The organism is Allobosea psychrotolerans, from assembly GCF_002917105.1.
Taxonomy (GTDB): Bacteria; Pseudomonadota; Alphaproteobacteria; order Rhizobiales; family Beijerinckiaceae; genus Allobosea; species Allobosea psychrotolerans.
Genome location: NZ_PQFZ01000005.1, coordinates 241,274 through 267,871 on the forward strand (window position 1 = coordinate 241,274; position 26,598 = coordinate 267,871).

Below are 26,598 nucleotides of genomic sequence, written 5' to 3' on the forward strand. Positions count from 1 at the left end.
CGGATGGGACGCCCTAAGCTTGCCAAAGTCGACAAGGGGAGCAGGGTCGACGATGTCTCATGTCGGCGAACCGTTCACGCTTCCGCCTCGTCGGATGCCCGGCATCCGGGCGACGGGCTCGCGCGTCGGCAAATTCGTGCGCAGGCTATGGTCGACGCCGGAGGCAGCCAGGCTCGGCTGGCTCGTGCTCGGACTGTTCGCGGTCATCGTCGCCACGGTCGTCGGGCAGATTTGGCTGAACGCATGGAACCAGCCCTTCTACGATGCTCTGGCGCAGAAGGATCTGGCCGCCTTCGCCCAACAGACGCTCGTTTTCCTCTACATCGCGGGCGGGCTCCTCGTCCTCAACGTGGCGCAGAACTGGCTTCACGAGACCGTCAAGGTCAGGCTGCGCGAACTGCTCACCGGCAGCCTGCTCGACGATTGGCTCGGGCCCCGGCGCGCCGTCCATCTCGCACTGGCCGGCGAGATCGGCGTCAATCCCGACCAACGCATCCACGAGGATGCGCGCCATCTCAGCGAGCTGTCGGCCGATCTGGGCATCGGGCTGCTGCAGGCCGCCCTCCTGCTTGTCAGTTTCGTCGGGGTGCTCTGGATCCTGTCGCGCGATGTAGCCTTTGTCATGGGCGATCAGACCATCGCCATTCCCGGCTATATGGTCTGGTGCGCGCTCATCTATGCCGCCACCGGCTCCTGGCTCAGCTGGCGTGTCGGCCGTCCGCTCGTCGCGCTGAACGCTGAGCGTTACACCCGCGAGGCGGAACTCCGCTTCACCCTGGTGCGTGTCAACGAGCATCTCGATGCGATCTCGCTGCATGCGGGAGAAGGCACCGAACACAAGCATTTGCGCGAGGAGCTCGACCGCGTCATCGGTGTCCTGCAGAGCATCGTGCGCATGACGGCGCGGCTGACCTGGGTCACGGCCGGCTATGGCTGGTTCGCCATCATCGCCCCCGTCCTTGTGGCGGCGCCGGGCTATTTCGGCGGCAGCCTGTCGTTCGGCAAGCTGATGATGGCGGTCGCGGCCTTCCTGCAGGTCCAGCAGGCGCTGCGCTGGTTCATCGACAATTACGGTCGGATCGCCGACTGGCATGCCACCTTCCTGCGGATCAAGGCGTTTCGCGATGCGCTCGCGGCGCTCGACGTCGTCGGAGAGGGTTTCGACCGCATTGTCATTGAAGACCATCCCCAGGGCGGCATGGCTTTCGACCGGCTCGAGCTGACCTCGGCAGCGGGTTGCTCCGTGCTCGATAAGGTGGTGATCGATGTTCCCGCGGGCACGCGCCTGCTCATCGTCGGGCCCCCCGGCTCGGGCAAGAGCACGCTCTTCCGGGCCATAGCCGGCCTGTGGCCCTGGGGGCGTGGGCGCCTGCGCCTACCGCCGCGGGAGAGCATGATGTTCCTGCCGCAGCGACCCTATCTGCCGCTCGGTTCGCTGCGTGAGGCGCTGCTCTACCCGGTTCCGTCGAGGCCGCATGACGATGAGGCGCTGCGCGCGGCGCTCCATCGGACGGGTCTCGCGCACCTGACCCCCGCCCTCGACAAGACCCGTCGGTGGGATCGCGAGCTCACCCTGGACGAGCAGCAGCGCGTCGCCTTCGCCCGGCTGCTTCTGCACGAGCCGCGCTGGGTGATCATGGACGAGGCGATCGACACCATCGAGGAGGAAAATCGCCGCCTCGTCCTGTCGATCTTCGAGAAGGAGCTCGCCGCGACGGGAGTGGTCAGCATTGGCCGCCGCGCAGCGCTCAACGGCTTCTATCACCGGCTCGTGCATCTCGCCCTGCACTCGACCCCCTGCCCCTGGCCGAGCCGCGTGGAGGCACGCCGCATCGGGCCGGCGGCGGCAATGGTGACCGGGAATGCCCTCGATGCGCCCTGAACAGCATCCCCGAGCCGCGCCGTTCCTGGCGGCTGGCGCCTGCGCACCGTCCGACGCGGCGCTGCTCGACCTCATCCAGCGGCAGACCTTCCGCTTCTTCTGGGACTTCGCCCATCCTGTCTGTGGGCTCGCCCGGGACCGGCTCGACAAGCATGGGCAGGGCGGCGACCTCGTCGCCATCGGTGGCTCGGGCTTCGGCGTCATGGCGATCATCGTCGCCGCCGCACGCGGCTGGATCGGCCGCGACGAGGCGCTCGCCCGGATGCAAAAGATCCTGCGGCATCTCGCCGATGTGCCACGGTACCACGGCGTCTTCCCCCATTTCATCGACGGCCGCACAGGCGCGACCGTGCCCTTCGGCGCCAAGGACGACGGGGGCGACATCGTCGAGACGGCCTTCCTCTTCCAGGGGCTGCTCTCGACCCGTCAGTATTTCTCCCGGGATACGGCCGCGGAGGCGGCCCTTCGCGAGATGATCGACCGGCTATGGCGCAGCGTCGAATGGAACTGGCACACCCGCGGCGGCAGGCCGGTGCTCTACTGGCATTGGAGCCCGAACCATGGCTGGGCGCGCGACCATCAGATCCGCGGCTGGAACGAGTGCCTCATCGCCTATGTGCTGGCCGCCGCCTCGCCCGATCACGCCATCGACGCTGAGGCGTACCACCGGGGCTGGGCTGCGGGGCCCGACTTCGTCAATGGCCAGCGCTATTACGGCCTCGAACTGCCGCTCGGCCCGGCTTTTGGCGGACCACTTTGCTTCGCCCACTATTCCTTCCTGGGGCTCTCGCCCGCCGGACTCGTCGATCGCTATGCCGATTACTGGCAGCAAAACGTCCGGCACGCGCTGATCCACTATCGGCACAGCGTCAAGAACCCGAACGGACATCCCGGCTACGGGCCGCAGTGCTGGGGCCTGACCGCGAGCGACGGCCCGCACGGCTATGACGTTCATACGCCGGATCACGATCCGGGCGTCATCGCCCCGACGGCAGCGCTGTCGAGCATGCCCTATGTGCCGGCCGAGGCCATCGCCGCGCTGCGGCATTTCCTCGTGCTGGGCGACCGCATCTGGGGCGAGTGCGGCTTCACCTCCGGCTTCAGCACGCGCGGGCAGTGGGCTTCTGCGGACTCGATCGCAATCGATCAGGGGCCGATCGTCGTGATGATCGAGAACCACAGGACCGGCCTGCTGTGGAAGCTCTTCATGAGCTGCCCGGAGGTCGGCCGGGCGTTGGCGCGACTCGGCCTCAGGAGCAATGGCCATGGTGCATAGGTTTGCGGCCGGGCCCCGGCCGCGCCGGGCATCGACCGGCGTGGAAACGTCGCTCGACAACTGGATCGAACAGGAAGGCCGCTTCGCCGCCGCGGCGATGCTGCGCCTCGTCTCGGCCACCGATCTCGTCTGCGACAGACGGGCCTTCGGCCAGTTCATCGTGCCGAAGGCGGGCTCCGTGCTCGCGGCGCCGCCGGCCGTCCAGGAGGGCGATCCCGACTACACCTTCCACTGGCTACGGGATTCGGCGCTGATCATCGATGCCGTGAGGGTGCTCGTCGAGAACGACGCGCTCGGCGACGAGGCGATGGCCTCTTTTGCTGACTTCGTCGCGTTTAGTCTGGCGGCGAGTCGTCTCAGCGGCCCGGCCTTCCTCGCGGAGATCCGGGACATCCGCCGCCGGGCCGATCCGGTCTTCCTGCAATATGTGCGGTCGGATGACGAACTGGCGCGTCTGACCGGCGACAGCCTGCGCGGCGAAGTGCGCGTCAATCCCGACGGCACGCTCGACATCACCAGATGGGGACGACCGCAGAATGACGGGCCGGCCCTGCGGGCGCTGACGCTCCTGCGCTGGGCGGACATCGTCCGTGGCCCGGTGCGGCACGACATGGGCGAGTTGCTCGTCGGCGACCTCGACTACACCGCCGCCCATTGGCTCGAGCCCTGCTACGACATCTGGGAAGAGGAAAAGGGGCTCCACTACTATACTCATCTGGTGCAGCGGACGGCACTCGCGCGCGGTGCCCTCTGGGCCGAAGGGGCCGGCGATCGGCTGCGGGCCAGCCGCTACCGCGCCGAGGTTCGTGGGCTCGATCGGGCACTCGGCGCCTATTGGTCGCAGGCAAAGGGGTTCTATCTCAGCCGAAGAGACGTGACCGCCGGAGATCCCGCGAGAGAGCTCGACATCGCCACCATCCTCGCGGTCGTTCATGCCGATCTGCCCGTCGGAGCCCATAGTGTCCTCGATCCGCGGGTGCATGCCACGCTGGCACGGCTGGAGGCATTCTTCACCGAGGCACTCGCCATCAATGCCGGGCTTGAACCCGGAGCCGTCCCGGCCGTCGGGCGCTATCCGGGGGACGTCTATTTCGGCGGTGGCGCCTTCTATTTCGCAACGCTCGGCGTCGCCGAGTTCTACTATCGGCTGGCGGTTGCCGTTCAGGCCGGCCGCAGCGTGCCGCTCACCACATGCAATCGCCCGTTCTTCTCTCGTTTCCTCGGCAAAGCGATCGTCGCCGGCTGCGAACTGCCTCCGAACCGGGCAGAGCGGGAAACGATTGTCGCCGCGCTTGCAGGCAGGGGCGATGCGATCATGGCGCTGGTGCGACACTTTACCCCGCCTTCAGGCGAGTTGTCGGAACAACTCGACCGCGACAGCGGTCGGCAGACATCAGCCAAGAACCTCGGTTGGAGCTACGCCGCCTTCATCACGGCCGCGGCAGTGAGGGCCTCGGTATGTCGAGCCGATGTCGCATAGCCGAAGAAGGCCTGCCCGCCATGTGTGGCGGTCCAGCATGAGGGGGGCCGCCGGGGAGATGAACTGCGGCACGACCGGCGCCGCCCCGCCGGAGGCGGCATCATCCAGCACGGCGAGATCCTCGCGCACCGCATGGTAAGCGATCTCGGGAGGCAGCGCGTCCTTGCCGGGCACGCCTTCCAGCACAATGCGGATCGTCTCTTCGGCGGACTGCCGACGCGTCGCGCGACGGATATCCTTCGCGACCTGCTCTGCCGGCGCTTTCTCCGGCCCGGATTTCTGTCTCATCTGCGCGGCCATGAGCGGCAACTAGACCTCCCCTGGGACAGCGCAGACTTGCGTCTCGGCTGTCGCAGCGGCGACCGGCGCAATCCGGCCGTGGCCGGCTTCGTTGACGAACTTCAATCCGTGGCGGCGGCGATGAACAGCCCCACCCAGGCTGCTCCTGCGCCAGGCTGAGGCTTAGGCGAAGCAGGTGAACACGCGGCCTGCTGCTCTCGTCTCGCTTGCGCCAAGAGCGGAAATTGGCTTGATGCCTAAGCGCAGATCTAAACGCCTGTCGCTTGGATACGTGAGTTGCTCCGTTATTGAGGGCGGGATGAAAGACTGAACTCGACCCAGTTCGACCCTCCCGCAATGCTCTACGCCGCCCCGTCCGTGAGGAGCGGCGATGTGTTCGAACTTTGCACTACGCCTTGAAGGTTTGATCGATGAACGGCCAATCCAAGCTCAAAGCAGTAAAATCTTTGAAGGGATCGCCAGTATCGTCGCTAACAGTCGTGACGTGGTCGAGCCTCCGCGCTCAACGTAAGGCTTTGCGCGCGGAACGCCCCAATGACCAGTTCATGGCGTTGGTTCTCAAGGGTGCATTTAGAGTTGGAAGGGACAAAGAAAACCCAATTCGAGGCAACCTTTTCGCCGCTGCGTTGCGGGAATTGGTGACCCATGTCCTACACACACTGGCTCCTGACGACGAATTGAAGCGCTGCGAGTGGTATGCCCAGGAGAAAGATACGACAGGACCAACACGAGCGCAGCGCGCCACCTACATCTCGCAAGGCGGGCTTCTGCCGAAGTTTGTTGAGGAAGAGCTCTCGCTCGATCCGAAAGCAACGATTAAGCCGCTTACTGATGCTATGTCCAAGCTAAACGCTGTGACGCACGTTAAATCAGAGACCGTACTCAATGATAGCCGTAAAGTTCTTAATTTAGGGGCCGCCAGCCTCGAAGCTCTTCTGAATCTCTTCGAGTCTGCTCGTGAATGCCGAGCTGCCGTTGCGCATAAACTCGCCGATCACGTTGATCAAGCTGTTCTGGACCGCCTGATCGGCGATGTCGTGCAGGAACTCGACGAGTTGTCGACTCACACCATTGTGGATGAACATCAATCCGAGCACCTTTCGGTGATTGAGATCGGAGCTCGTGAAGTGAAATTTGAAGTCCAAGGCACGGTATTTGTGACCTTGCAGTACGGGTCAGGTTCGGACCGGCGCAGGGGCGACGGTGCGGAAATCGACGACGCCTTTCCATATCGCGCGACGGTTACATCAAAGGCAATCGCCCCAACAGTGTTTGCGACGGAAGCCGTTGATATCCGCGTCGACAATTCATCCTTCTACGAGTGAACTTCGCGTGCCAAAAAGCCGAGCCTTGGCAATCTCGTCAATTTGAGAAGCCCGGCGAATGTCAGCCTCCTACCCAAGTCGGCGTTCGGTGGTTTCACCGATGCCAGCCGCGGTGCGCCATAAGCAGAAATTGGCAATTCGCCAGGAAGCGGACATCAGAAAAATTGAATCCGCCTGCACCTAGCCGATCCGCAGGCTCATTTCGTCCACCGTTACCGTCCCTGCCATCGCCTTCGCATAGGTTTACTCATGCGAATAGAGGCGCCGCGATCGCCACATCCCCAGTGGGACGAACTCTGCCTGACCGGCGGCCAAGGTGTGAAAGATCCTGACTAAGCGCGTTGGTCTATCACCGCGAATGTCACCACCTAGCGTCTGGCCACTTTCGTTAGAGTGGAATATTTTGGTTTCCGAATGAGGATCCTCACTTGCGCCCGCCCCTGCATTACTTTCCTCTTTTTCACGTTGAGCGGTCCGGAATAGACTCTCTTCAACGCGGCCTTTCGGGACGACGTGCTATTGAGTAGCTTGTCGCCTCAGGGGTGGAGACGGAAACATGTCAACGCGTGGGTGCAGGAACGCGGCTCGTCGTCGAGCAAATTTTGAGTTCGCGAGATGAGCGTCCAACCGCCGGCTACTATCCACACTGCCGAAGACGCCGCCCTAGGCTTCTACTATCAGACTTACTTTGCATTTCTGACGCTCCTCCAACAGACCGGTGACGATGCGGGCGTCGGAATCGAGCGACTCGACGACGTTGAACTCAAGGTCGACGGTCATCTTCTGCTCTATCAACTGAAGCACTCGATCAAAGCGGTCCCGCCGCCCATCACGATGAAGTCGCGGGCGCTCTGGCGCACTCTGAAGGTTTGGATCGATGCCCTTATCCACGTCGAGCTCGCACAAACGACAATGCACCTGGTTGTTGTCGGTCCATTGGGTGCGGCAAGCCCGCTCAACGCCCTACTCGACCTCGACGCCGACCGCGACGACCTTGCCGCCTCGCTAATCGCCGAGGCTCAGCTAGTCCACGACGCCCGAGCAGCGGCCAAGTCCGCGGGGACGAAGCTGCCCCACGACGACCGCGCCGATGGTTGCGCCGCCTTCTTGGATCTAGAACCGGCTGTTCGCTCGAACCTGCTGCGGCGCATTTTGATCAAGCCGGACAGCCCTCCCATCGATCAGGTCGAGGTTCTGGCCGCGCAACACCTCACCCTCATCGCCCCGGAGCAGCGCGCGGACGTGGTGAAACGCCTCCTCGGATGGTGGGATACGGAGGTCGTCCACGCACTTTGCGGCAAGCGCGATCCAATCGTCACCCGCGCCGAACTCCAGGCCCAGATCACATCGGTCATCGCTGATCTCGAAAGCAGCACGCTGCAGGCAGATTTCGAACTTCTGTTGCCCCCCGGCGACTATCAGCCCGACGGCATGGTCGCCCGCCAAATCAAGCTTGTTGCAGGGGGTAACTCCGACCTTTCCAAGGCTATTCGTGAAGAGTGGCGCGCTCGGGAGCAGCGGGCCAAGTGGCTTAACGATAACTCCGCCATGGGAACTGTGGTCAGCCAGTACGATCAGGTACTCGAGGAAGCCTGGTCGGACAAGCACGGCCAGATGGTCGAGGATTGCTCTGAGGTCGAGGACACCGTGAAGCGTGAGCGGGGCCTCGAAATGCTCCGTTGGACACACGACGAAGCTCCGGCAAAGGTCAGACCAATCGCCGAGAAATGGTCAGCACCCTATTACGTTCGGGGCTCCTACCAGGTGCTCGCGATCGACCTGCGTGTTGGCTGGCATCCTGAATATGTCGACCTGCTGAAGGACGGCGGTGAATGATCGCTCATGACATTTTCGCCGAAACAAATCCGGCCTTTTGCGCACACGTCCTCGTAGCTTTCACATCCACCTTCCAGGAAGCTTGGCCTGGCGGCCCCGAAGCTCCCCTCGCCTATCTCGCCCTTCCCCTCGTCATCTCCAACGAGCTGGCCCAAACTTTCGACGGGACAAACCGCAACACTGGTCTTGCAGTATGGTTGGACCGAAACCCTGGCATTCTGATTGACTTGGCCATCCGGGTTGACGCGTCGCTCGGCATTGTCACGGAGGGCCTACGCTTCGGCTGCTTCTCCCAAGTATTGAGATGGCAAGGCGCCCACATCCTTCGCGGGCCCGCTCCGATGAAGAAGGTGACGAGCGCCAGGTCAGGCGAAGCCGTCGCCGGTGCGATGAAGCGTGCAGAGCGGATGGGTTACTGGCTTGCGGCTGTAGGTTCGCAGCGTGCGGTCTTTAGCATGATGGGGCTGACCGTATGAGCCGTTGGAATATCGCTAGCATCTTCTTTCTCGGGGTCGGCGGAGCTCGGCGCGACGTCGACCTTGAGCCTGGTGCGATGAACATCATCACGGGCGCATCCGGCACGGGAAAGTCCGCGCTGATCAAGGCGATCGACTATTGCCTAGGCTCCGGTCAGTGCGAACTGCCGGCCCACATCCGGCGTCGAAGCGTCGCCGTGGGGGTCAAATGGGTCCGCGGCAACGAGGAAATCGTCGTCGGCCGGATCATCCCGCCTGTCGGGCAGGCGACCAGCACGCAGCTTTTCGTGATGACGGGTCGAAACCTTCCAATACCCGCGACAATCAATGATTTCGTCGGCCCGACGAATTTGGAATCGGCCAAGGCGCAGATCGAGCGGGCGTTTGGCATTGGCGATCTGGGGGGTGAAGCCGAGCCGGGCCGCACGGTTCGCGGACGTGCGACCGTTCGTCATGCGACCCCCTACCTCTTCGTGACAAAGGAGGTCATCGACAGCGAGACCGTGCTGCTTCATGGGCTGGAGCGAGCCGACAAAGCCCCTGATCTCGTGGCTTCAATGCCTTACTTTCTAGGGGCAATCGACGACGCGAGCGCTATCCAGGAGCGCCGGCTCAAACAGTTGCAACGCACGCTCGACCGAGAAGAGGCCAAAGCCTCTGCCCGCGCGAAGGCTGACACGGCGCTTCGGCAACGGGCCTTTGGTCTCCTTGTTGAAGCGGGCCGGCTAGGCCTAACACCACCGCCTGCGGAGGGCGCGTCGGAGACCGAGCTTCTGGCGTCCCTACAGCAAGCACAATCGACCTCGACGGCGGCGAATGCGTACCCCGGTGAGGGCGAGATCGCCGAACTACAGCGGCGGCGGACTTCCATTTTGGTGGATATCGAAGCCGCTCGCGGCCAGCTTCGGTCCGCGCGCGCTGCGCTTCGAGACGCGAATGGCTTCGAAGCCGCAGTCACGCGGCAACACAAGAAGCTCGGCCTGGCAGAGCACCTCGACTTGCAAAAGATCGCCGGCGTCTGCCCGGTCTGCGAGGCACCCTCGGAAAAAGGGCGCGAGACCGCGCAGGCGCTGCGGCAAACGCTCGACGTCGTGCGAGCGGAGTCAGCGGCCATCGAGCGAGTGCAGCCTCGCCTGGCGGGCCACGAGATCGAGCTGCAGGACAGGATCCGAGGGCTAAACAACGGGCTGCGCGAGGTTGATGGGCAGATTCGGAGCTGGCTCCAGCAGTCCGCAGACACACGTCGGCTCGCGAGCTTGGCCCAGGCCAAAGCACACCTACAGGGTCGGGTGTCCTACTTCCTTGAAGCATCGGCCGAGGAGCCGCGGCAATCGCTTCCGGATCTCAACGTGCTGCGCGCGCAGATTGCTGAGCTTGAGGCTCAGGTTGATAGGGAGACGAAGCGCATCAAGCTCAGGCGCGCGGAGACCAAGATTTCCCAGTTTGCCTCGGATATCTTGGCTCAGCTCCCGACTGTAGCGCCCTGCGTCGGATCTGAACTCGAGTTCACGGTCAGGGGCCCGGAAGTCGTACTTATTGAGGCAGACAGCGACGCGGTTCTCCGTATGCCCGACGTTGGGTCCGACCAAAACTACCTGGCGATCCACATCGCGCTCTCCTTCGCCCTGCAAAGACATTTCGAAGCCATCACGGCTCCGGTGCCGGGCCTCCTCGTCCTCGACCAGATTAGCCGTCCTTACTTTCCCGCCCGCGACGATGATGCGGACGAGCGCGAGATCGCCGGAGGTCAAGAAGACGAAGACATCCAAGCGATGCGTCGCCACCTGGACTTCCTATTCGCGGAAATCCAAAGGCGCACGGGCCTGCAGGTGCTATTGATCGAGCACGCGTACTTCGCCGACGACCCGCGCTATGTCGGCTCGACGCGTGAGCGGTGGACGCGGTCCTCAGGCCGGGCGCTGATCCCAAATGACTGGCCTGTCCGCCCGGATGTTTGATGTCCGAAGGGCGGACCTCCTGAAGGTCTCCTATGGGAGAAAGTAGAAAGCCGCCCCCCTCTTCGGCACGTACCCGTTCCACGGACAAGCTCAAAAGAATCGCTGATAGGACGCGTCTAGAGCTGACGCCTAGTTGGCTGACCGAATAGGTCCGCTCTAAACACCAGACTGACACTTTCGATAGACAATAAGTAATCACGCATTATCAACACAGAATCTAACATCGTTCGATTGATTTAAATTTATTGTTTATAATATCATCGAGTAGATTTAATTCGGAATTTAAGTCAAAGTGAAATTCTTGCTGGTAAAAATCTAGAATCTTCGCTCCTGCTTTCCCTCGGCCAATGGTGTGCCAATCCAAAGCGCGTAACTTTCTCCCGGATGCGATTTCACGGATGGCGTGGGCCTCGATCTCAGCGCGTGTTGGGCGCCCGATACGACATAAGTCGGTCGCGACGTACTTGATCACTCGCGTGAACAGAAGAAAATCGTCGATGGTAAGACGGTCCGGAGCATTGGGTACATCAAGACCGAAGTCCGCTTTGTAGATCGGCGACCATTCCCGAGCCTTGCATAATGCGGCTTCAACCGAGGACAGTTTTACCTTGTGCGTGAACGCGTTTCGCACGACACGGTAGTATTCGAGCACGAGGTAGCGCTCCTGCCATATCCGCCGGGTGTTACGGAGTTTGCCTCCGGGCAGGACGTCCAGCGCCCAGTCAATCGGTGCTTCCTTATCACTGCGCTCGCGGGACGTCCGATGACACACCTGATCAATCTCGCGGATTAGATCCTTCAGAAAACCATCGAGTTGTTGATAGGCTCCGACAACGTAGAGAACGGCGGCGCGGGCTGGCAGTTTTTCGGTATCAAGCTCGTGAACGACAATCTTTTGCGCCCGCGCCCGCTCGATGAGATATCCTCTTGGGTCGCCAGATGCATAGGCGCCATCGATAAAATCTCGTCGGGCGACTTCTATTACCTCCGCCATCCCATCGCTGTGGCCAAGGCGCTGAAGGAGGTCATCATAGGCCTTATAGCGCCACTCCATACGCTTGCCGGACCTAGGGACGGCTGGCAGTCGGTCATCGTGACTCAGCCGGCTTCGAAGCTCATCGACCTCGTCCATCATACCCCCGAATACAAACCTACGAGACCAGCCAGCTGAGACTGTTACGACGAGGATGCTTGCTCTGGGAAGGCCTAAGGCCGCGCCAACTGAACGGCCTAAAAGATAACGTTGTGGACGTCCGCATTTGGCTGAGCAGAGCTCTCGCTCGGACTGCTCGCCAAGCTGCCCCAGAACGGACTTTCCCAGCGTCCGCTAAGGGCCATGAGCGGCAGCCAGGCGCCCCTGGGAAAGCGGAGATTTGCGTCTCGGCTGTCGCAGCGGCGAGCGGCGCAATCCGGCCGCGGCCGGCTTCGTCAGCGAACTTCAATCCGTGGCGGCGGCGATGAACACCCAGGCTGCTCCTGCGCCGGGCTGAGGCTCACGCGCCACAGGTGAACACACGGCCTGCTGTCGTCTCGCTTGCGCCCTTGCAGCGCAGCCACCTCGACCGCGTCGAGACGGCCAGGCGGGGCAGGCTTCACGCGATGTTCCTCGGCTCAGGCGCGGCCGCCGAAGTCGCGCCCCTGGCGTCGCGCCTGACCCGCCTTCGAATCCGCGATGGCCCTTTCAAGGTCCTTTTGCCAGAACGGCTTTGACAGGCGCTTGACATGTGCCGGCAGACTGCCGGGCAACTCGGCGTATCCGGTCGCGAGAATGACGGGGATGTCGGGCCACCGTTCGTTCAGCTCGGAGATCAACTGGCTCCCCGTCATATGCGGCATCGCCTGGTCGGTGATGACGAGATCGAAGGCCGCGTCCTCGCCCATCATCCTGAGCGCCTCGCGCCCGGAACCGGCCTCGACGACCTCATGCCCCAGATCCTCCAGCAGCGCGACCGTGTTCATGAGGACCAAGGCATCATCGTCAACCGCCAGGACCCTGATCGAGGGAGTCGTTTTGGCAGGCTCGGCGTTCGCTTCCGGAGCATCTGAAAGCAACCCAGGCAACGGCTGGCTGACCGGAAGCCACAGCGCGGCGGTGGTTCCCTCGCCGACCCGGCTCTCGAGCTCGAGGCGACCGCCCAGCTGCGCCGCCGTGCCCAGCACCATAGGCAGGCCGAGACCCGTCCCCTTTCCGACACCCTTGGTGGTGAAGAAGGGCTCCGAGGCCTTCGCAAGCGTTTCCTGATCCATTCCCGCGCCGGTGTCCGTAACGGCCAAGCGGACATATTCGCCGGGCTGCAGCGGACCGGCGCTCCCTGCGGAGACCGTCTCATTCTTCGCCGAGATCGTGATCTTGCCGCCCTCGGGCATGGCATCGCGCGCATTCACGGCAAGGTTCAGAATGGCGAGCTCTATCTGGTTGGGATCGGCTGCGACCGGCTTGAGACTGATCGGAAAGGACGTCTCCAGTTCGATCGAGGTCCCGAGCGAGCGGCTCAGAAGATCGGTCATGCCGGCGACGAGCTCGTAGACGTTCACCGAGCTGACCTGAAGGTCCTGCTTCCTGGCGAAGGCGAGCAGGCGCTGGGTCAGCGTTATCCCACGTGTGGCCCCCTTGAGGGCGTTCTCGATCAGCCCCAGTTGCCTTTCGTCCGTCACCTGCTTGCGAAGCAATTCCAGGCTGCCGACGACGGCATTCAGCAGGTTGTTGAAGTCGTGGGCGACGCCGCCGGTCAGCTGGCCGAGCGCGTCCATCTTCTGGGACTGGTAGAGGGCCTCGCGTGCGGCCTCCAGGGCCTGTTCGGCCTGGCGTCGCTCCGTCATGTCACGGGTGATCTTGGCGAAGCCGATAATGTTGAGCTGATCGTCGCGGATCGGATCGATCGCGACACTAGCCCAGAAGCGCTCGCCGTTCTTGCGAACCCGCCACCCTTCCGTCTGGTAGTTTCCTGCGGAGCGAGCCACTGCCAGCGCCCGCTCCCAGACCTTGGCCTCGCGCTCCTCCTGCGTGTAGAAGACGGAGAAATGCCGGCCGATGATCTCCTCGGGCCGATATCCCTTGATGCGCTCCGCGCCCGCATTCCAGTTGGTGACGGTGCCGTGCTCATCGAGCATGTAGATGGCGTAATCGGTCACGCCCTGGACCAGGAGCCGGAAGGACTGCTCGCTGCGCCGCAGGGCCTCGTCCTGCTTCCTGCGCTCGGTCAGGTCGCGCGTGATCTTTGCGAAGCCCAGGGCACGTCCGCTCACGGGGTGGATGATAGGGTCGATGATGACATGGGCCCAGAAGCGGGTCCCGTCCTTCCGGACGCGCCAGCCCTCGTTCTCGAACCGGCCTTCGCTTTGGGCAATCTTGAGCGCCCTCGACGGCAATTCGGCCGCCTGATCCTCCGGCGTGTAGAAGCGCGAGAAATGTGCCCCGATGATCTCGTGGGCCTCGTAGCCCTTGAAACGCCGCGCTCCCGCGTTCCAGCTGACGATGTTGCCATCCGGGTCGAGCATGTAGATCGCGTAATCCGTGACCGCCTCGATCAACAGGCGATAGCGATCTTCCGTGACGTCATCCTGAAAAGCCATACTGTCGAGCGCTCCAAATCCATTCCAGGACAACCCAGAAGAACCCAAAGGCACAGGAATGGTTCCAGATGAGCGCGAGCTGCGTTGACAGATGCGCCCATGAGCTGGGTGGGGAAGCGAAATCCAAGGGTGGAGGCGACGCGACGGACTGGCGCCCGAAAGCCGCGGGCGCGTGCAGGCCATGGCAGTCTTTCCCTGGTTCGGCGCCATACCGACGCACATGCTCCGCCCACATTGCGGTCATCGGGCATGCCCGGCCTCAGGCGGCCATGACAGGTGCTGTTCGTCGCAAAGGTCGTCTCTTATCGCCACGGCGGCGAGCGCGGCTTGACCATCGCAGATACTGATCTGGTCCAGCCCGTAGACAGCGTCCGCGGCGGCATGGAATCCGATCGAAAGAGCCCACCCCGACAGGGGTGGGCTCATCTTGATCACTCGATGATCTGAACGATCCTGCGGGTCTTCGGCTCGACCAGGACGGTCTTGTCGTTGACCACGGTGTAGCGATATTCGGTCTTGCCGTAGCGAGCGGGAACCTCGCGATAGGTCACCGTTTCGGGCAAGGTGGCGCCGACGACGACCTTCTCGCGATACGTCACCGACGGCACCTTCTGCTGCGTCACATAGGTGCGGAACTCAGTGCGCTGGTCGGCCGCAATGCCGCCCACGATCGCGCCCGCAGCAGCGCCGCCGACTGCACCCACGGCTGCTCCCGCAGGTCCGCCGACGATCGCGCCGCCGACAGCGCCTGTGGCCGCGCCGCTCGCGGCTCCACCGGCCGCGCCCGAGTTCGACTGTGCAAATGCCGTCGCGGGAACAACAGCGAGCGCGGCGACCAGAACAAGATTCTTGATCATGGTTCTTCTCCCTTTGATGGCCCCTGCCGCAAATCTAAACGGCTGGCTTGATCGCCAGTTCCATGAATAACCGTTCATAATGAGCGAGTTAGCGTGCGTCTGCCCGTGTTGGCTTGCTTAGGGTTGTCTCGCCGCCGCGTTGTTGCTCATTCAGCCTTTGCGCAAGTGCCTGCTGGTCCGGCGGAACCTTGGTTTGCTGCGAAGCATCGATCGAAACAGGCAAAGACTTTGAAGGGCGCGATGATCTCGCATTTTGCAGCGCTGCGTCCGCTGCTCAGGCTGTGTCGGCTCGCAGAGAAATGGCTCACGCAAAGCCGGCCGTTCGTCGCAAGGGCGGCAGGGCTGATAGCACTCCCTGAAAGCCGACATTCTTGATGTCCGCCAGGGGCCACGAGCGGCAGCCACGCGCCCCCGGGAAAGCGGAGATTTGCGTCACGGCTGTCGCGGCAGCGAGCGGCGCAATCCGGCTGTCGCCAGCTTCGTCACCGAACCGCAGTCGCTGGCAGCGGCGATGAACACCCCCGCACAGGCCGCTCCTGCGCCGAGCTGAGGCTTACGCGACGCAGGCGAGCACGCGGCCTGCTACTCTCGTCTCGCTTGCGCCAGTAGCTGACATTGTGCCTCTGAGTGGAAGCAGCCACTTCGTGCCTACGGGCTCATCGAAAAACCCGTTCCGCGCAACGTGTTTTTTGGGGCGGCACAATTATCAGATTTCTGCCGCTTAGTGCCGCTCATAAGCGCCGAGTTCTCCTCTGAAATCGTATGAGTCTCGGGCTAGATAGATATCGAAAAGATCGAGAATCTTCTTCTCGCGATCACTACCTCCCGCCACTTGGCGGTAGAGCTCGATAAGCACCCGACTCAAATGGTGCATGGTTAAGTAGTGCCCTCGTCGGCGCTCTTCCGTCCAACCGCCCGACAGGTCGAGCACTTTTTCAACTGCTTCGAACGTCAGATTCGGCCACTGGCTTACCCGCTCTTCAAGGGCCCTCATGAGCTGATCCGAATGCTCATTGAAAGTCGGCGAGGACAGATAAGCCCTTACCAACGCCGTGCGATCAGTCGGCGCGTCGAGGACTTCTATCCAATTGATCTGAATGGTATCGCGCCGAACGTGAGGGCTCTTGTCAGAAAAAAGCTTCAGCAACCAGCCAGCGGCGCGCTGGCCATGACGGTCCGCGCCGACATTTCCGGCGCCGCGATACGCGGCCATCTGCCGCCGCAGAACGTTGTCTTCGAACCCCGCAACAAAGGTGCTGTTCCGCTCTTCGTCCAAAAGCGCCAACAGGGATTCTAAGAAATGTCCATGAGCGCGAAGGCTTGTGCTTTTTGACCCTAGGAGGTCGGCGACCAAACCCGCGACCGCGTCGGCATAATCATGCACGGCCCAGTTCAACATGTGCTGAGCCGAATAGCTTTGAAGAACGCGTAGATCTTTGGCCGCAAGCCGCTTCAGAAGAGCGACCGCCTTGTCCGCGTCGTACTTGCCGACCGAATTGACAGTATGCGCCATACACATCCGCACGGATGAGAGAGGTTCGGCCTCTACCTGGCGCTCAAGCAAATCGAGAATGGCGGGTAGTGTCTCTTTATGGTCCCAAAGGACTCCGGCTAGCGCCTCGTAGGCGGCTCCTCGCTCTCCATTGATTCCGCTCGAGTATAAATCACTATCCCGCTCCAGCAACTCGCCAGCGGTAAGACGCTTCCGCTTTTCTGTATTGAGCGTCCGCACAGCGGTGTCCGATGCCTTCCCGTGTTCTGCGCTGTGGAGAATCCAGGCAAGAATTTCGGGGTCCGTGCCCGTCGCTGGGTGGCTCTGAACGGTCCAATTGACGGCTCGGTCGAAATCGCGCTCGGGCCAACGCCGCGCCGCTTTAATGGCACGAACGACAACAGCAGCGTCTGCTTGGCTCTCGCGAAGGCCGCTGACCACGGCTTCTGCATAGTCCGCGTTGATGTCGGTCGGGAGCTGCTCGAGAAAGGCGACAAAGCGCTCCGGCTGCTCTTTGGTTCGCATCTGAAGAACCGACGATAGTTGGCGCGCGCCCCCGATGACGCCGTCGCGCTCATAAATGTGGCGCTCGTCGTTGTGATACTTCTCGATCGCCCGAAGCCACTGTTTGTCTGACATGTATTGCGCTTGGTCGGGCTTGATTGGGGAGCGAACAAGGCCGCCCCTGATCCCGTGCGCCTCCGGCAATGGCTGCCGGGCGAATTTGCGCTCAAGCTCGGCTAACCGTCGTTGGGCGGACGGGCTGAGGTGATCAGCCCCTATCGTCGCGAGAATCGCGCGTTCGTCCCGCCCGGACAGCTTCAACTGGTAGAGAAGATACTCATCTGTGTTTTTTGCGGGCCAAACCAACTCATCGGCATTTGCGCGCCGCATATATTCACGCGCCCAGTCATATTCGGGCCGGTATGCTAGGACAGCAGCCTCGATCTTGGCTTGATCTACTGGGGTAAGATGCGGCATTGCCGCTGCCGCTGCCTTCGCAAAGGGTTGCCAGTCTCCGTCGCCTTCACCAATCTTGAAGACGCGCTCATGCCCTAGAAGAGGAGCGAGCAGGTGCCCGAGGCCGGCACCATTTTTAGCAATGGCGCGAAGGCGGATAAAAAGTGCCACATCTGTCTGGCCCCCTAGCACCTGGAGAAACGCTTCGGCCTTTGCGGGAACTTTGTTGGCGACGGCTTCCACGGCAGCGATGATCGACCGCAGGAATTCCTGATCATGCTGATAGTGCGGCGGCCGGATTGTAGGATACGGAAGCGTTTCGGCAGCAAGAGCAGCCTGTTCTCGATCCAGCGCTTCGGCCAAAGGTGAAATTGTCGCTTCAAGCAACGCCTCTGCCTGGTCTTTGACGAGTTGCTCGATCCAATAAGACTCGTTGTGAGTGCGGTCATTGGCGAAGGGGTGTCGGTCGAGAAATACCGCCATCCATTTCCGCAGCCAAAGGCCAAGGACGCGAGCGCCGAGCGACGGTGATTTGTGCACCCATGAGCCTAGTTGGAAATTCTCGAAGAAATTCTCTTTGACGGCTTCTGGCGGTAGAATCGCCAAGACCTCCGCATAGAGGATTTCCACCGATCCAATCGGCCCCTCCGGGTAGAGTTGCTCGAACCATGCGATGATTTCAGATGCTCGACCCTCGGGGTCGACTTTCCACCACCCACCGATGAAGGTGGCGACAAGGTCAGAGTGACCGACGGCGGCCTTGCTCAGGAGCCAGAAGGCGAGATCCTTCTTGACGCCTCCTTCATTGGCCCATTTTGAGAGAACGCCCCCTTCATTGAGCGTCGGCAGCCAATCCCGGCCGTTAAAGATAATCCGCGCAAGGCGCTCCAGCGGATGGTCTGGCTCGAACCATTCTTCGACAAGAGACCGTTCTGCAGCGGTCGGCGCAGCCACGTCACCTAGCCAATAGGCAACCGCATCTTTGACCAGATAACGGACGTCGTCCGCCTCCATCGCTTCGCGAAGGTTCTGGATGTATCGGCGCTGCGCATCGTCGCGGAGACGGGAGAATATCTGCCGCACCTGGGTCCGCCGAAACAGGCGCTGTTCATCACTGACGAGCAGCGAATGCACCGACTGACCGCTCAGGGTGAAGCGGCGAGAGAAGCTGTGATCGAAGAAGGATTCATGGGCGAACTGGAGTTTCCCCCCGACTGCGGTAATGAGGCCGCGTGAAGCAAGCGCATCGACCGCCCCTGAGTAGGCATCCAGCACCGAGATGGAAGCCGTGAGTTCTTGGTTGTCGCTCATGCTCTGAGCGATTGATCCGAGTGCCATCTCGGGCGTCCACGAAAAACCCGCCTGACGAAGATCGCGCCCGCGTACCTCCATAAGCTTGTCAAAAAGGCGTGTACTCGAAAGCTCGCCGACTATGCCCTCACCCGCTTCGAGAACGTCGGCGAGAAGACGCAGGTTGATCGGCGTCGATAGCAATTGCTGCTCGCGCGGCGAGAACCGACTTGGATCGACCCCAAGGTGTCGCAACACTGGCTCCACCCCATCCTTCCAGTGGAGTGGCTCTAACCGCAGCGCCGTTACGCGCATCGCGTTCGACAAGGTCACGAGACGGGTATCGCCGTCTAGATCGTATGAACGGCAAGCCGCCACTACACGCATGCGCGGGAAAAAAGTGGTCTGATCGATCATGCGGAAGAACAGTTCGCGGATGCGTCCAGATCGCCCGGATGCCTCACTGACCGCATCGACTTGGTCGATGACGAGCAGTGTCGGTCCAGCCACGTTACGATTGCCGAATGCGCTGACCGGACTTTCGGCCGTCTCAAGCAGCGCTTCGCCGAGGCCGGCGAGCGTGTCGATACTCAGGTGGCGGTCGATACGGAATGCTAGGACAGGCCACCCTTGTCGTCGCGCTCTCGCGATCATCCGCGCCAGCGCGACACTTTTACCGCTGCCCGCGCCTCCAGCGACAACCGTGATAGGCTGGGAGCCTTCGATGGCAATCTGAACCGCCTCGTCGAGGGCCGCTGTCTGCAAATCCAAACCTGCAATCGTGGTAGAGAGCGTGCCAAGATATTCGTCAGTCGCGAGTCCAAACTTGGCGTCGAGCGTCTCGTCCAAATATGCCCGCCATTCGATGCCCAATTCACTGATCACCTCCGTGAGGCGGGCCGTCGTAAGGCGCTGCGCGAGATTGCCTGTCAGAAACCGCGCTAGACGATCAATCGCGACGCTCGATGGTGTCTTGAAAAGCAGGCCGCAAATTTCTTCCAGCCGTCTCAGCAACGATACGTCCGATGTGACTTCGACCCGGCACCGCTTAAGCCATGCAAATTGCGTTTCAGCATCTACCGACCAAGCAGCATTCAAGTCGTTGAGTGCGGCCTCGTCACCTTTCCCGATTCCGCCTTCGCCGTAGAAGTCCGCAGCGGTCTCAGCGACTCGCGCTTTCTCGATTAGCTTTTCAAAAGCGGGAGCAGGGTCAGAGGAGATAAAAACGCATCCCGCCTCCGAAGCTAGCTTGCTTGCGAAAGCGGACAAGATGCCAGCATCAGCCAGAGACCTGATTGTCCAGGACCCGGCGGTTCGTTGACGCTTGCATTGATGCCATTCGGCCGCGCCGACAGTTGTGATCCGAAACTCGAATCCCTCAGCATCCTCGTTAAACGGCTCAAGCCTTATCTCGTCGGCAAGGCCACGAAGCACACGTATTGCTTCGATGAGCGTCCAGCGGAGCTCGTATTCGTTCCCGACCTTATCTGCGATTCCACCACCAAGCATCCTGTTCACTTAGCAATTTCGACTTCAGTCCGTAACCCGAGTCAGGCCACAGGACAGACCGTTATTGCGTCGCATAAAGTTGGTTTCAGTTGAAGGATGACGCTTCTGCGCGGTTGCCGCAGGATACGCTTCGCTGACCGCCGCCAAGAAGCAAATGTGGCCAGTCTACCTCTCGTCATGCTGGCCTGCCGGAAAGCAGACATTCGGGACGTCGGCAAAGGGCCATGTGCGGCAGCTTGGCGCCCCTGGGAAAGCGGAGATTTGCGTCTCGGCTGTCGCAGCGGCGAGCGGCGCAATCCGTCTGTCGCGGGCTTCGTCACCGAACGTCAATCCGTGGCGGCGGCGATGAACAGCGCCGCCCAGGCCGCTGCTGCGTCAGGCTGAGGCTCACGCGCAGCAGGCGAGCACGCCGCCTGCTGTTCTCGTCTCGCTTGCGCCGGAAGCTGACGCTGGCATCTGGCCCGAAAGCAGACACAGGGCTGGAGGTTTGAAACGTGCTCCGCGAGCCAATAGCAGGCTCCGAAGCATCGTCCGAAGTGGGTCCGAAGATCAGCGATAAACGAGGTCGCGCAGCGCCAGCGAGATCCAGGGCAGGTAAGTGATCAGCATCAGGCAGGACAAGACCACTCCGATAAAGGGCAGCAGCGATTTCGTCATCCGGTCGAGCGAAATCCTGGCGACCGCGCAGGCGGCGAAGAGATTCACGCCGAAAGGCGGTGTGATCATGCCGAGCGCGAGATTGACGACCATGATCATGCCGAAATGGACCGGGTCGATGCCGAAGCTGATCGCGACGGGCGCAAGAATGGGGGCCAGCACGATGATGGCGGCCGAGGTCTCGATGAACATGCCGATGACGAACAGGAATATGTTGACCGCCAGCAGAAACGACCACCCGCTGTCGAATGTCGCGATGATATAGGCGCCGATCTGTGCCGGCACGCCGGCGCGCGTCAGCAGAAAGCTGAACAGCCCCGCCATGGCGATGATCAACATGATGACCGAGGACGACACCACTGATTTGCGCAGGATGGCGAGCACCCCTGCGAGGTCGAGCTCGCGATAGACGAAGCAGCTGACGATCAGCGCATAAAACACCGCGACGATCGATGCCTCGGTGGGGGTGAAGACGCCGCCGTAGATGCCGCCCAGGATGATCACCGGCATCATCAGCGCCAGCCCCGCGGCGCGGGTCGCCGGCAGTACGGCAAGCCGGCCGTCGCGGTCGGTTTTGCCGTAGCCGCGGATGCGGCACCAAACCCAGACTGACAGCATCAGCGCCCCGGCGATCAGGAGGCCGGGGCCAAAGCCGGCTACGAACAGCTCGCCGATCGAGACCTCGGCCGCGACGCCGTAGAGGATCATCGGAATCGACGGCGGGATGATGACCCCGAGTTCCGCCGCACTCGCCTGCAGCGAGGCCGCGAAGGAGACCGGGTAGCCGTGCTTCACCATGGCCGGGATCAGGATCGCGCCGATCGCGAAGGTGGTGGCGACGCTGGAGCCGGAGACGGCTGCAAAGATCATGCAGGTCAGGATGCAGGTGCAGGCCAGACCGCCCTGAACGCCGCCGACGAGGCTCTTGGCGAAATCGACCAGCCGGCGCGATATGCCGCCCTCGCCCATAAGGTTGCCGGCGAGGATGAAGAACGGCACGGCTGCGAGCGGAAACTTGTCAAGCGAGGCGAAGGCCTGTTGCGCCACAAGGACAAGAGGCAATGGCGTATAGAGGCCCAAGCCCGCGACGGCCGCCAGGCCGACAGAGATCGCGACAGGCACTGAGCACAGGAACAGCACGCACATCGTGACGAGCATGGTAGCGGTCATGATCGGCTCCTCAGACCGCTGTATCGAGTTCTTCGCGGCGCGGATCGAAGAAGTGCGCAACGACGGCCAGCATCGAGATCAGCGCGCCCGTCGGAATCGCTGCATAGGCAAAACTCACCGGTATCTCGAGGCCGGCCAGATTCTGGAAGCGCACCCGGTTGGTCAGGTCGATGCCAAACCAGACCAGCACGCCCAGCAGGACCAAGGTCGCCAGCGCGATCATGGCTTCGAGCGCGCGCCGCTGACGCCCGCGGACCAGCCGGTAGAGCAGATCGACCGAGATCAGCGAACCGGCCCGTACCGCGGCGGCGAGTCCGAGATAAGCCATCCAGATCAGCATCATCCGGATAAGGGGTTCCGACCAGGTCGCCGGCTCCTGCAGGATGAAGCGGGTCAGCACCTGAAACAGGCCAGCACAGGCCGCGATCGTCATGGCGACGCAGCCGAGGGCCAGCGCCGCGCCGGTGGCGAGGCGCTCGGTCGCGAGCAGCAGCGCGACCGGGCGGTTTGGTCGCGCGCTCACTTCTGGTCCTTGATGCGCGCGATGGTCGCTTCGCCGAAGCGCTTGCCGAGTTCGGCGAAGGCGGGCTTGAGCAGGTCCTGAAACCTGGCGGTGTCGACCTTCTCAACGACCTGGAGGCCGAGCTTGCGCAGCTCGTCGACACCGGTCTTCTCCACCTTGCCGACCTCGTCCTTGCAGATCGCCATGGCGCGGCGGCCGGCCTCGACGAACAGCTTCTGATCCTCAGGGGACAGGGCCTCAAAGGCGCGCGGGGCCATGACGAAGCCAACCGGCGTGAAGGCGTGGTTGGTGATGGTCAGATACTTCTGCACCTGGCCGAACTTGTTGTTGAGGATCGCGCCGATCGGGTTTTCCTGGCCGTCGACGACTCCCTGCTGCAGTGCGGTGAACACCTCCGGCAGAGCCATCGGAGTCGGCAGGGCGCCGAGCGCGCGCCAGACCTGAAGATGGATCTGGTTCTCTTGCGTGCGGATCTTCAGGCCCTTGACGTCCTCGGGACCGTTCACCGGCCGGCGACTATTGGTCAGCTGGCGAAAGCCGATACCGCCAAAAGCGAGGCCCTGAAGGCCCTTGGCCTTGAACTTCGCCAGGATTTCCTGGCCAATCGGCCCGTCCAGGACCGCTTGGGCGTGGTTAAAATCGCGGAACAGGAAGGGAATGTCGAAGACCTGAACCTCCGGCACGAAATTGGCGATGATCGAGGTCGATGGCACCGTGAGATCGACGGTGCCGATCTGCAGGCCTTCGAGCACTTCGCGGTCGCCGCCGAGAGCGCCGCCCGGATGCAATCGGATCTCGATGCGGCCATTGGTCTTGGCTTTGATTTCCTCGGCGAAGGCGGTCATCGCGATGCCTTCAGGCGCCGTGACGCGGCCGACGAAGGCCAGGTTCAGCACCTTGGGCTGCTGGGCCGAGGCGGATGCGATACTTGCAAGGCAGGCAATAGCTACCATGGCGGTATGCAGGATCGATGTCAGGCGCATGGTTCGTCTCCTCGGGGATGCGGTCGCGGTTGAATCCGACGAGCCGGTTATTCGATGGTCCAACGGTTGATGATGAACGGTTCGAGCATCTCGGCCGTCAGCTCGAGGCCAAGGCCCGGGGCATCCGGAACGGCCACCATGCCATCCGCATCGAGTGGATGGCTGGCGAAGGCAGTGCGCAGCGGATTGTCCGACGGATCATACTCAAAAAGCGGCCAGCGCAGCCGGCCACGTCGTTCCGGCAGGCAGGCGGCGAAATGCAGCGAGGCCTGGAAGTTGACGACCGAACCCCAGACATGGGGCACCAGGGCTACGTCGAACGCCTCGCACAGCGCCGCAATGCGCATGCCCTCGGATAGGCCGCCGCACAGGCCGAGATCGGGCTGAATGAAGTCGAACACGCCTGCGGTGAGATAGTCGCGGAAGGCCCGCAAGCCAAAGAGTGCTTCGCCGCCCGCTAGCGGCATCGGCGAAGCAGCCGCGAAGCGGCGGTATCCCGGCAGGTCGTCGTGCGCGATCGGCTCCTCGAGCCAGACCGGATCGACCTCGGCAAGCCTGCGTGCGATCGCCATCGCACCCTCGACCGTAAAACCCTCGTTCAGATCGATCATCATGGGCATCGCATCGCCGATCTGGGCGCGGACCTTGCGCGCCATCGCTCCATCCTGCGCCGGGTTGGTGCCCATGCGCAGCTTGATGGCGCGAAAGCCGGTGTCGAGATAGCCGGCGATATCGGCCTCGAAATCCCGATAGGGATTGCTGCCCGGCTTCATGAAAGGGCCGCTGACATAGGCTGGAATCCGGTCCCGCAACTTGCCCCCGAGCAAAGCATGGACCGGGCGCCCGGCGATCTGGCCGGCGAGATCCCACAAGGCCATGTCGAGACCGCCAAGCGCCATGGTCGAGATGCCGCGCCGGTCGTAGCCGAGCCGCGCCGCCATCGCCTGCCATCCGGCCCGTGGCGTCGTCGCGTCGCGGCCGATCAGGACCGGCGCAAAATGCTCGCGGATGAGCGCGGCCGCTGCGCTCGGATAAGCCCAGGTCTCGCCCCAACCGACAGCGCCGGCATTGCTCGTGACGCGCAAGAGCAGCGCGCCGCGACGATCGAACATCTGCCGCGAATTGCCGACAGTCTCGGTCAGCTTGGCGGAGAGCTCGAAGCCCTCGATGCGAATGATTTTCGGAAGCGCGGACAGCATGGACATGACGCGTTGAGGCAGGGACGCCATCGTAGATCAGTTTTGCAATCGCTAATCCAATTGGATTATCTGGGGCGGTATTCATCAGAAATCCAAATGTGAGCGCGTCATGGGTATGAGGTTCACGATCGCGCAGCTCGAGGCCTTCTTCTGGACGGCGCGGCTGGGCTCATTGAGCCGCGCGGCCGGCCATCTCCACATGTCGCAACCGACCATCTCGCTACGCCTGCGGGATCTCGAGCAGGCGCTGAATGTCGAGCTGTTCCAACGCAAGGGGCGCGGCCTCGCGCCGACCCCAGAAGGGCTCGCCCTGCTGCCGCGGGCTGCCGCGCTGCTGGAGGAGGCGGACCGGATCATGCTGCAGACCGATCCAGCCACGGTAACGGGCAACATCCGTGTTGGATTTGCCGAGGGCTTCGCGATGACATGCCTGCCGATGCTGCTGGAGACGGTGCGGGCCGATTATCCGCTCCTGAAGGCTGAGTATGTGGTCTCGATCAGCTATGAGCTGGAACGCGAGCTCAATGAGCGGCGTCTCGACCTTGCCGTGCTGGTCAACCCGATCGGGCGCCCCGGCATGAGGCTCGTGCCGCTGGGCGTCCAGGACACGGCGTGGGTCGCGTCGGTCAAGTGGGGGCTCGGGCCGGAGGTTCGCCCGGCCGATCTGTATCGCCTGCCGATCGTCAGCAATCAGCCGCGATCGGCGATGTTCCGGCAGATCAAGGACTGGTTTGCCACCGCCGGGCTCGAACCATTGCGCCATGACCTCTGCAACAGCGTCGCGGTGATCGGCCATCTCGTCTCCTCCGGGGTCGCACTCGGCGTGCTGCCGGCGCGGATGATGGAGACCGAGGTCGCTGCAGGGCTGGTCAAGGTGCTGCGACCGGTGCCGGAACTCAATCACGGCAGGGTCTATGCGAGCTATCCGGAGGGAGGGCTAACCGCTCCAGTGAGCGCGATGCTGAAATCCATCCAGAAGGCGCTCGATGCGATCGACTATCTAAAGGTCGATGCGCCCGATGCGGCTGGCCCTTCATCTCATTCAGCCCATTTGTGAGGTCTTTCGGCATCTGGCGAGAGGCGCCATGAGCGGACGTCGGGGCGGCTTCCGTAAGGCGACATTCGTACTGCGATGGCGCCGTCAGCCACGCGCCCCCGGGAAAGCGGAGATTTGCGTCTCGGCCGTCGCAGCGGCAAGCGGCGCAATCCGACTGTCGCCGGCTTTGTCACCGAACTTCAATCCGGGGTGGCGGCGATGCCCCCTCGCCCGGGCCGCTCCTGCATCAGGCTGAGGCTCACGTGCAGCAGGCGAGCACGCTGCCTGCTGTTCTCGTCTCGTCTGCGCCGCTCGAAAACGCTCTAACGGAGCTTGGCGATCGCGATGCCGTCGAGCTTGGCGCGGTCCTTGATGGATTCCTCGCTGCGGGTCATCGCTTTCGAAATCGCCTTCAACGCCATGCCCTTCCGGGCGAGCAGCTTCAGCTTCTCGAGTTCCTCATAGGTCCAGGGCTGGCGATGCCGTTCAAATCGCTCGGTCATGATCTGCTCCTGCCCTGCCGGAACATCTCCGGCATTCGCGCTCGTTATAGCAATGATGGCGACGGATTGGGCCGGACATATCGATGCGTGCCGAGTCCATCGCGGCGCTCAGCACCATAAGAGGCCGTTTGGGAATTCCAGCCCTCATCCTGAGGAGCCGCGCCAGCGGCGTCTCGAAGGATGCTCCAGATGGTTCCAGAGCCTCCTGGAGCATCCTTCGAGACGCACTCCTGCGGAGCACTCCTCAGGATGAGGGCTCGCGGAGTTTCCAAAAGGGCCCCAACCTGACACCGGCTCAACTCCGGTCAGCCGA

The 26,598-nt window shown here is 62.4% G+C and carries 17 protein-coding genes and 1 pseudogene; 8 read left to right on the top strand and 10 right to left on the bottom strand.

The annotated features are described in order from the left end of the window. The first annotated feature begins 52 nt into the window (after positions 1 to 52). The 3 genes from CYD53_RS11215 to CYD53_RS11225 are packed head-to-tail and all read left to right on the top strand — an operon-like array spanning position 53 to position 4,638. Positions 53 to 1,882, top strand: a complete 1,830-nt coding sequence (locus CYD53_RS11215) for an ABC transporter ATP-binding protein/permease (protein ID WP_103718173.1) — start codon at positions 53 to 55, stop codon at positions 1,880 to 1,882. After that, positions 1,872 to 3,158: a glucoamylase family protein gene (locus CYD53_RS11220; protein WP_103718308.1), complete on the top strand. Its 1,287-nt coding sequence runs from the start codon at positions 1,872 to 1,874 to the stop codon at positions 3,156 to 3,158. The genes CYD53_RS11215 and CYD53_RS11220 overlap by 11 nt, the downstream gene beginning before the upstream one ends. Beyond that, positions 3,148 to 4,638 (top strand): glycoside hydrolase family 15 protein, encoded by a 1,491-nt coding sequence (locus tag CYD53_RS11225; RefSeq protein ID WP_181011817.1) that lies wholly within the window; start codon positions 3,148 to 3,150, stop codon positions 4,636 to 4,638. The genes CYD53_RS11220 and CYD53_RS11225 overlap by 11 nt, the downstream gene beginning before the upstream one ends. A 153-nt stretch (positions 4,639 to 4,791) precedes the next feature. Here CYD53_RS11225 and CYD53_RS11230 read toward each other — a convergent pair. Then, positions 4,792 to 4,926 (bottom strand): annotated as a pseudogene (locus CYD53_RS11230) (IS3 family transposase); the annotation flags it as partial. A gap of 422 nt (positions 4,927 to 5,348) precedes the next feature. Here CYD53_RS11230 and CYD53_RS29915 point away from each other — a divergent pair. The 4 genes from CYD53_RS29915 to CYD53_RS11250 all read left to right on the top strand — a co-directional run bounded on the left by CYD53_RS29915 (position 5,349) and on the right by CYD53_RS11250 (position 10,533). Beyond that, positions 5,349 to 6,263 carry a pPIWI-associating nuclease domain-containing protein gene (locus CYD53_RS29915; protein ID WP_146055895.1) on the top strand — a complete coding sequence of 305 codons (915 nt, stop codon included), beginning with the start codon at positions 5,349 to 5,351 and terminating at the stop codon, positions 6,261 to 6,263. A gap of 615 nt (positions 6,264 to 6,878) precedes the next feature. After that, entirely contained in the window at positions 6,879 to 8,099 is a 1,221-nt protein-coding gene (locus tag CYD53_RS11240) for an ABC-three component system protein (RefSeq protein ID WP_103718175.1), read from the top strand. Next, positions 8,096 to 8,575 carry a three component ABC system middle component gene (locus CYD53_RS11245; RefSeq protein WP_103718176.1) on the top strand — a complete coding sequence of 160 codons (480 nt, stop codon included), beginning with the start codon at positions 8,096 to 8,098 and terminating at the stop codon, positions 8,573 to 8,575. Before CYD53_RS11240 ends, CYD53_RS11245 begins: the two co-directional genes overlap by 4 nt. 77 nt (positions 8,576 to 8,652) lie before the next feature. Beyond that, on the top strand, positions 8,653 to 10,533 hold the full coding sequence (locus CYD53_RS11250; protein ID WP_245928191.1) for a DUF3732 domain-containing protein: 1,881 nt from the start codon (positions 8,653 to 8,655) through the stop codon (positions 10,531 to 10,533). Positions 10,534 to 10,750: 217 nt separating this feature from the next. Here CYD53_RS11250 and CYD53_RS11255 read toward each other — a convergent pair whose 3' ends face one another. From CYD53_RS11255 to CYD53_RS11295, 8 genes are all read right to left on the bottom strand, one after another. Beyond that, on the bottom strand, positions 10,751 to 11,665 hold the full coding sequence (locus tag CYD53_RS11255; protein WP_146055896.1) for a hypothetical protein: 915 nt from the start codon (positions 11,663 to 11,665) through the stop codon (positions 10,751 to 10,753). Positions 11,666 to 12,144: 479 nt separating this feature from the next. Further along, positions 12,145 to 14,106 carry a hybrid sensor histidine kinase/response regulator gene (locus tag CYD53_RS11260; RefSeq protein WP_103718179.1) on the bottom strand — a complete coding sequence of 654 codons (1,962 nt, stop codon included), beginning with the start codon at positions 14,104 to 14,106 and terminating at the stop codon, positions 12,145 to 12,147. Between the two features lie 431 nt (positions 14,107 to 14,537). Further along, positions 14,538 to 14,963 carry a DUF1236 domain-containing protein gene (locus tag CYD53_RS11270; protein WP_103718181.1) on the bottom strand — a complete coding sequence of 142 codons (426 nt, stop codon included), beginning with the start codon at positions 14,961 to 14,963 and terminating at the stop codon, positions 14,538 to 14,540. A 721-nt stretch (positions 14,964 to 15,684) separates the two neighbouring features. Beyond that, positions 15,685 to 20,223: an NACHT domain-containing protein gene (locus tag CYD53_RS11275; protein WP_146055897.1), complete on the bottom strand. Its 4,539-nt coding sequence runs from the start codon at positions 20,221 to 20,223 to the stop codon at positions 15,685 to 15,687. 540 nt (positions 20,224 to 20,763) lie between these two features. After that, positions 20,764 to 22,041 carry a TRAP transporter large permease gene (locus CYD53_RS11280; RefSeq protein ID WP_103718183.1) on the bottom strand — a complete coding sequence of 426 codons (1,278 nt, stop codon included), beginning with the start codon at positions 22,039 to 22,041 and terminating at the stop codon, positions 20,764 to 20,766. A gap of 10 nt (positions 22,042 to 22,051) precedes the next feature. Continuing rightward, positions 22,052 to 22,564, bottom strand: coding sequence for a TRAP transporter small permease (locus tag CYD53_RS11285; RefSeq protein WP_210202326.1), 513 nt, complete (start codon positions 22,562 to 22,564; stop codon positions 22,052 to 22,054). Next, positions 22,561 to 23,547, bottom strand: coding sequence for a TRAP transporter substrate-binding protein (locus CYD53_RS11290; protein ID WP_103718184.1), 987 nt, complete (start codon positions 23,545 to 23,547; stop codon positions 22,561 to 22,563). The genes CYD53_RS11285 and CYD53_RS11290 overlap by 4 nt, the downstream gene beginning before the upstream one ends. A 47-nt stretch (positions 23,548 to 23,594) precedes the next feature. After that, the gene (locus CYD53_RS11295) at positions 23,595 to 24,746 is read right to left on the bottom strand and encodes a mandelate racemase/muconate lactonizing enzyme family protein (RefSeq protein WP_181011818.1); all 1,152 of its coding nucleotides are present in this window, start codon (positions 24,744 to 24,746) and stop codon (positions 23,595 to 23,597) included. Between the two features lie 109 nt (positions 24,747 to 24,855). Between CYD53_RS11295 and CYD53_RS11300 the strand changes: the two genes are divergently transcribed. Then, positions 24,856 to 25,803, top strand: a complete 948-nt coding sequence (locus CYD53_RS11300) for a LysR family transcriptional regulator (protein ID WP_103718186.1) — start codon at positions 24,856 to 24,858, stop codon at positions 25,801 to 25,803. A gap of 302 nt (positions 25,804 to 26,105) precedes the next feature. Here CYD53_RS11300 and CYD53_RS11305 read toward each other — a convergent pair whose 3' ends face one another. Then, on the bottom strand, positions 26,106 to 26,285 hold the full coding sequence (locus tag CYD53_RS11305; protein WP_103718187.1) for a hypothetical protein: 180 nt from the start codon (positions 26,283 to 26,285) through the stop codon (positions 26,106 to 26,108). Positions 26,286 to 26,598 lie beyond the last annotated feature (313 nt).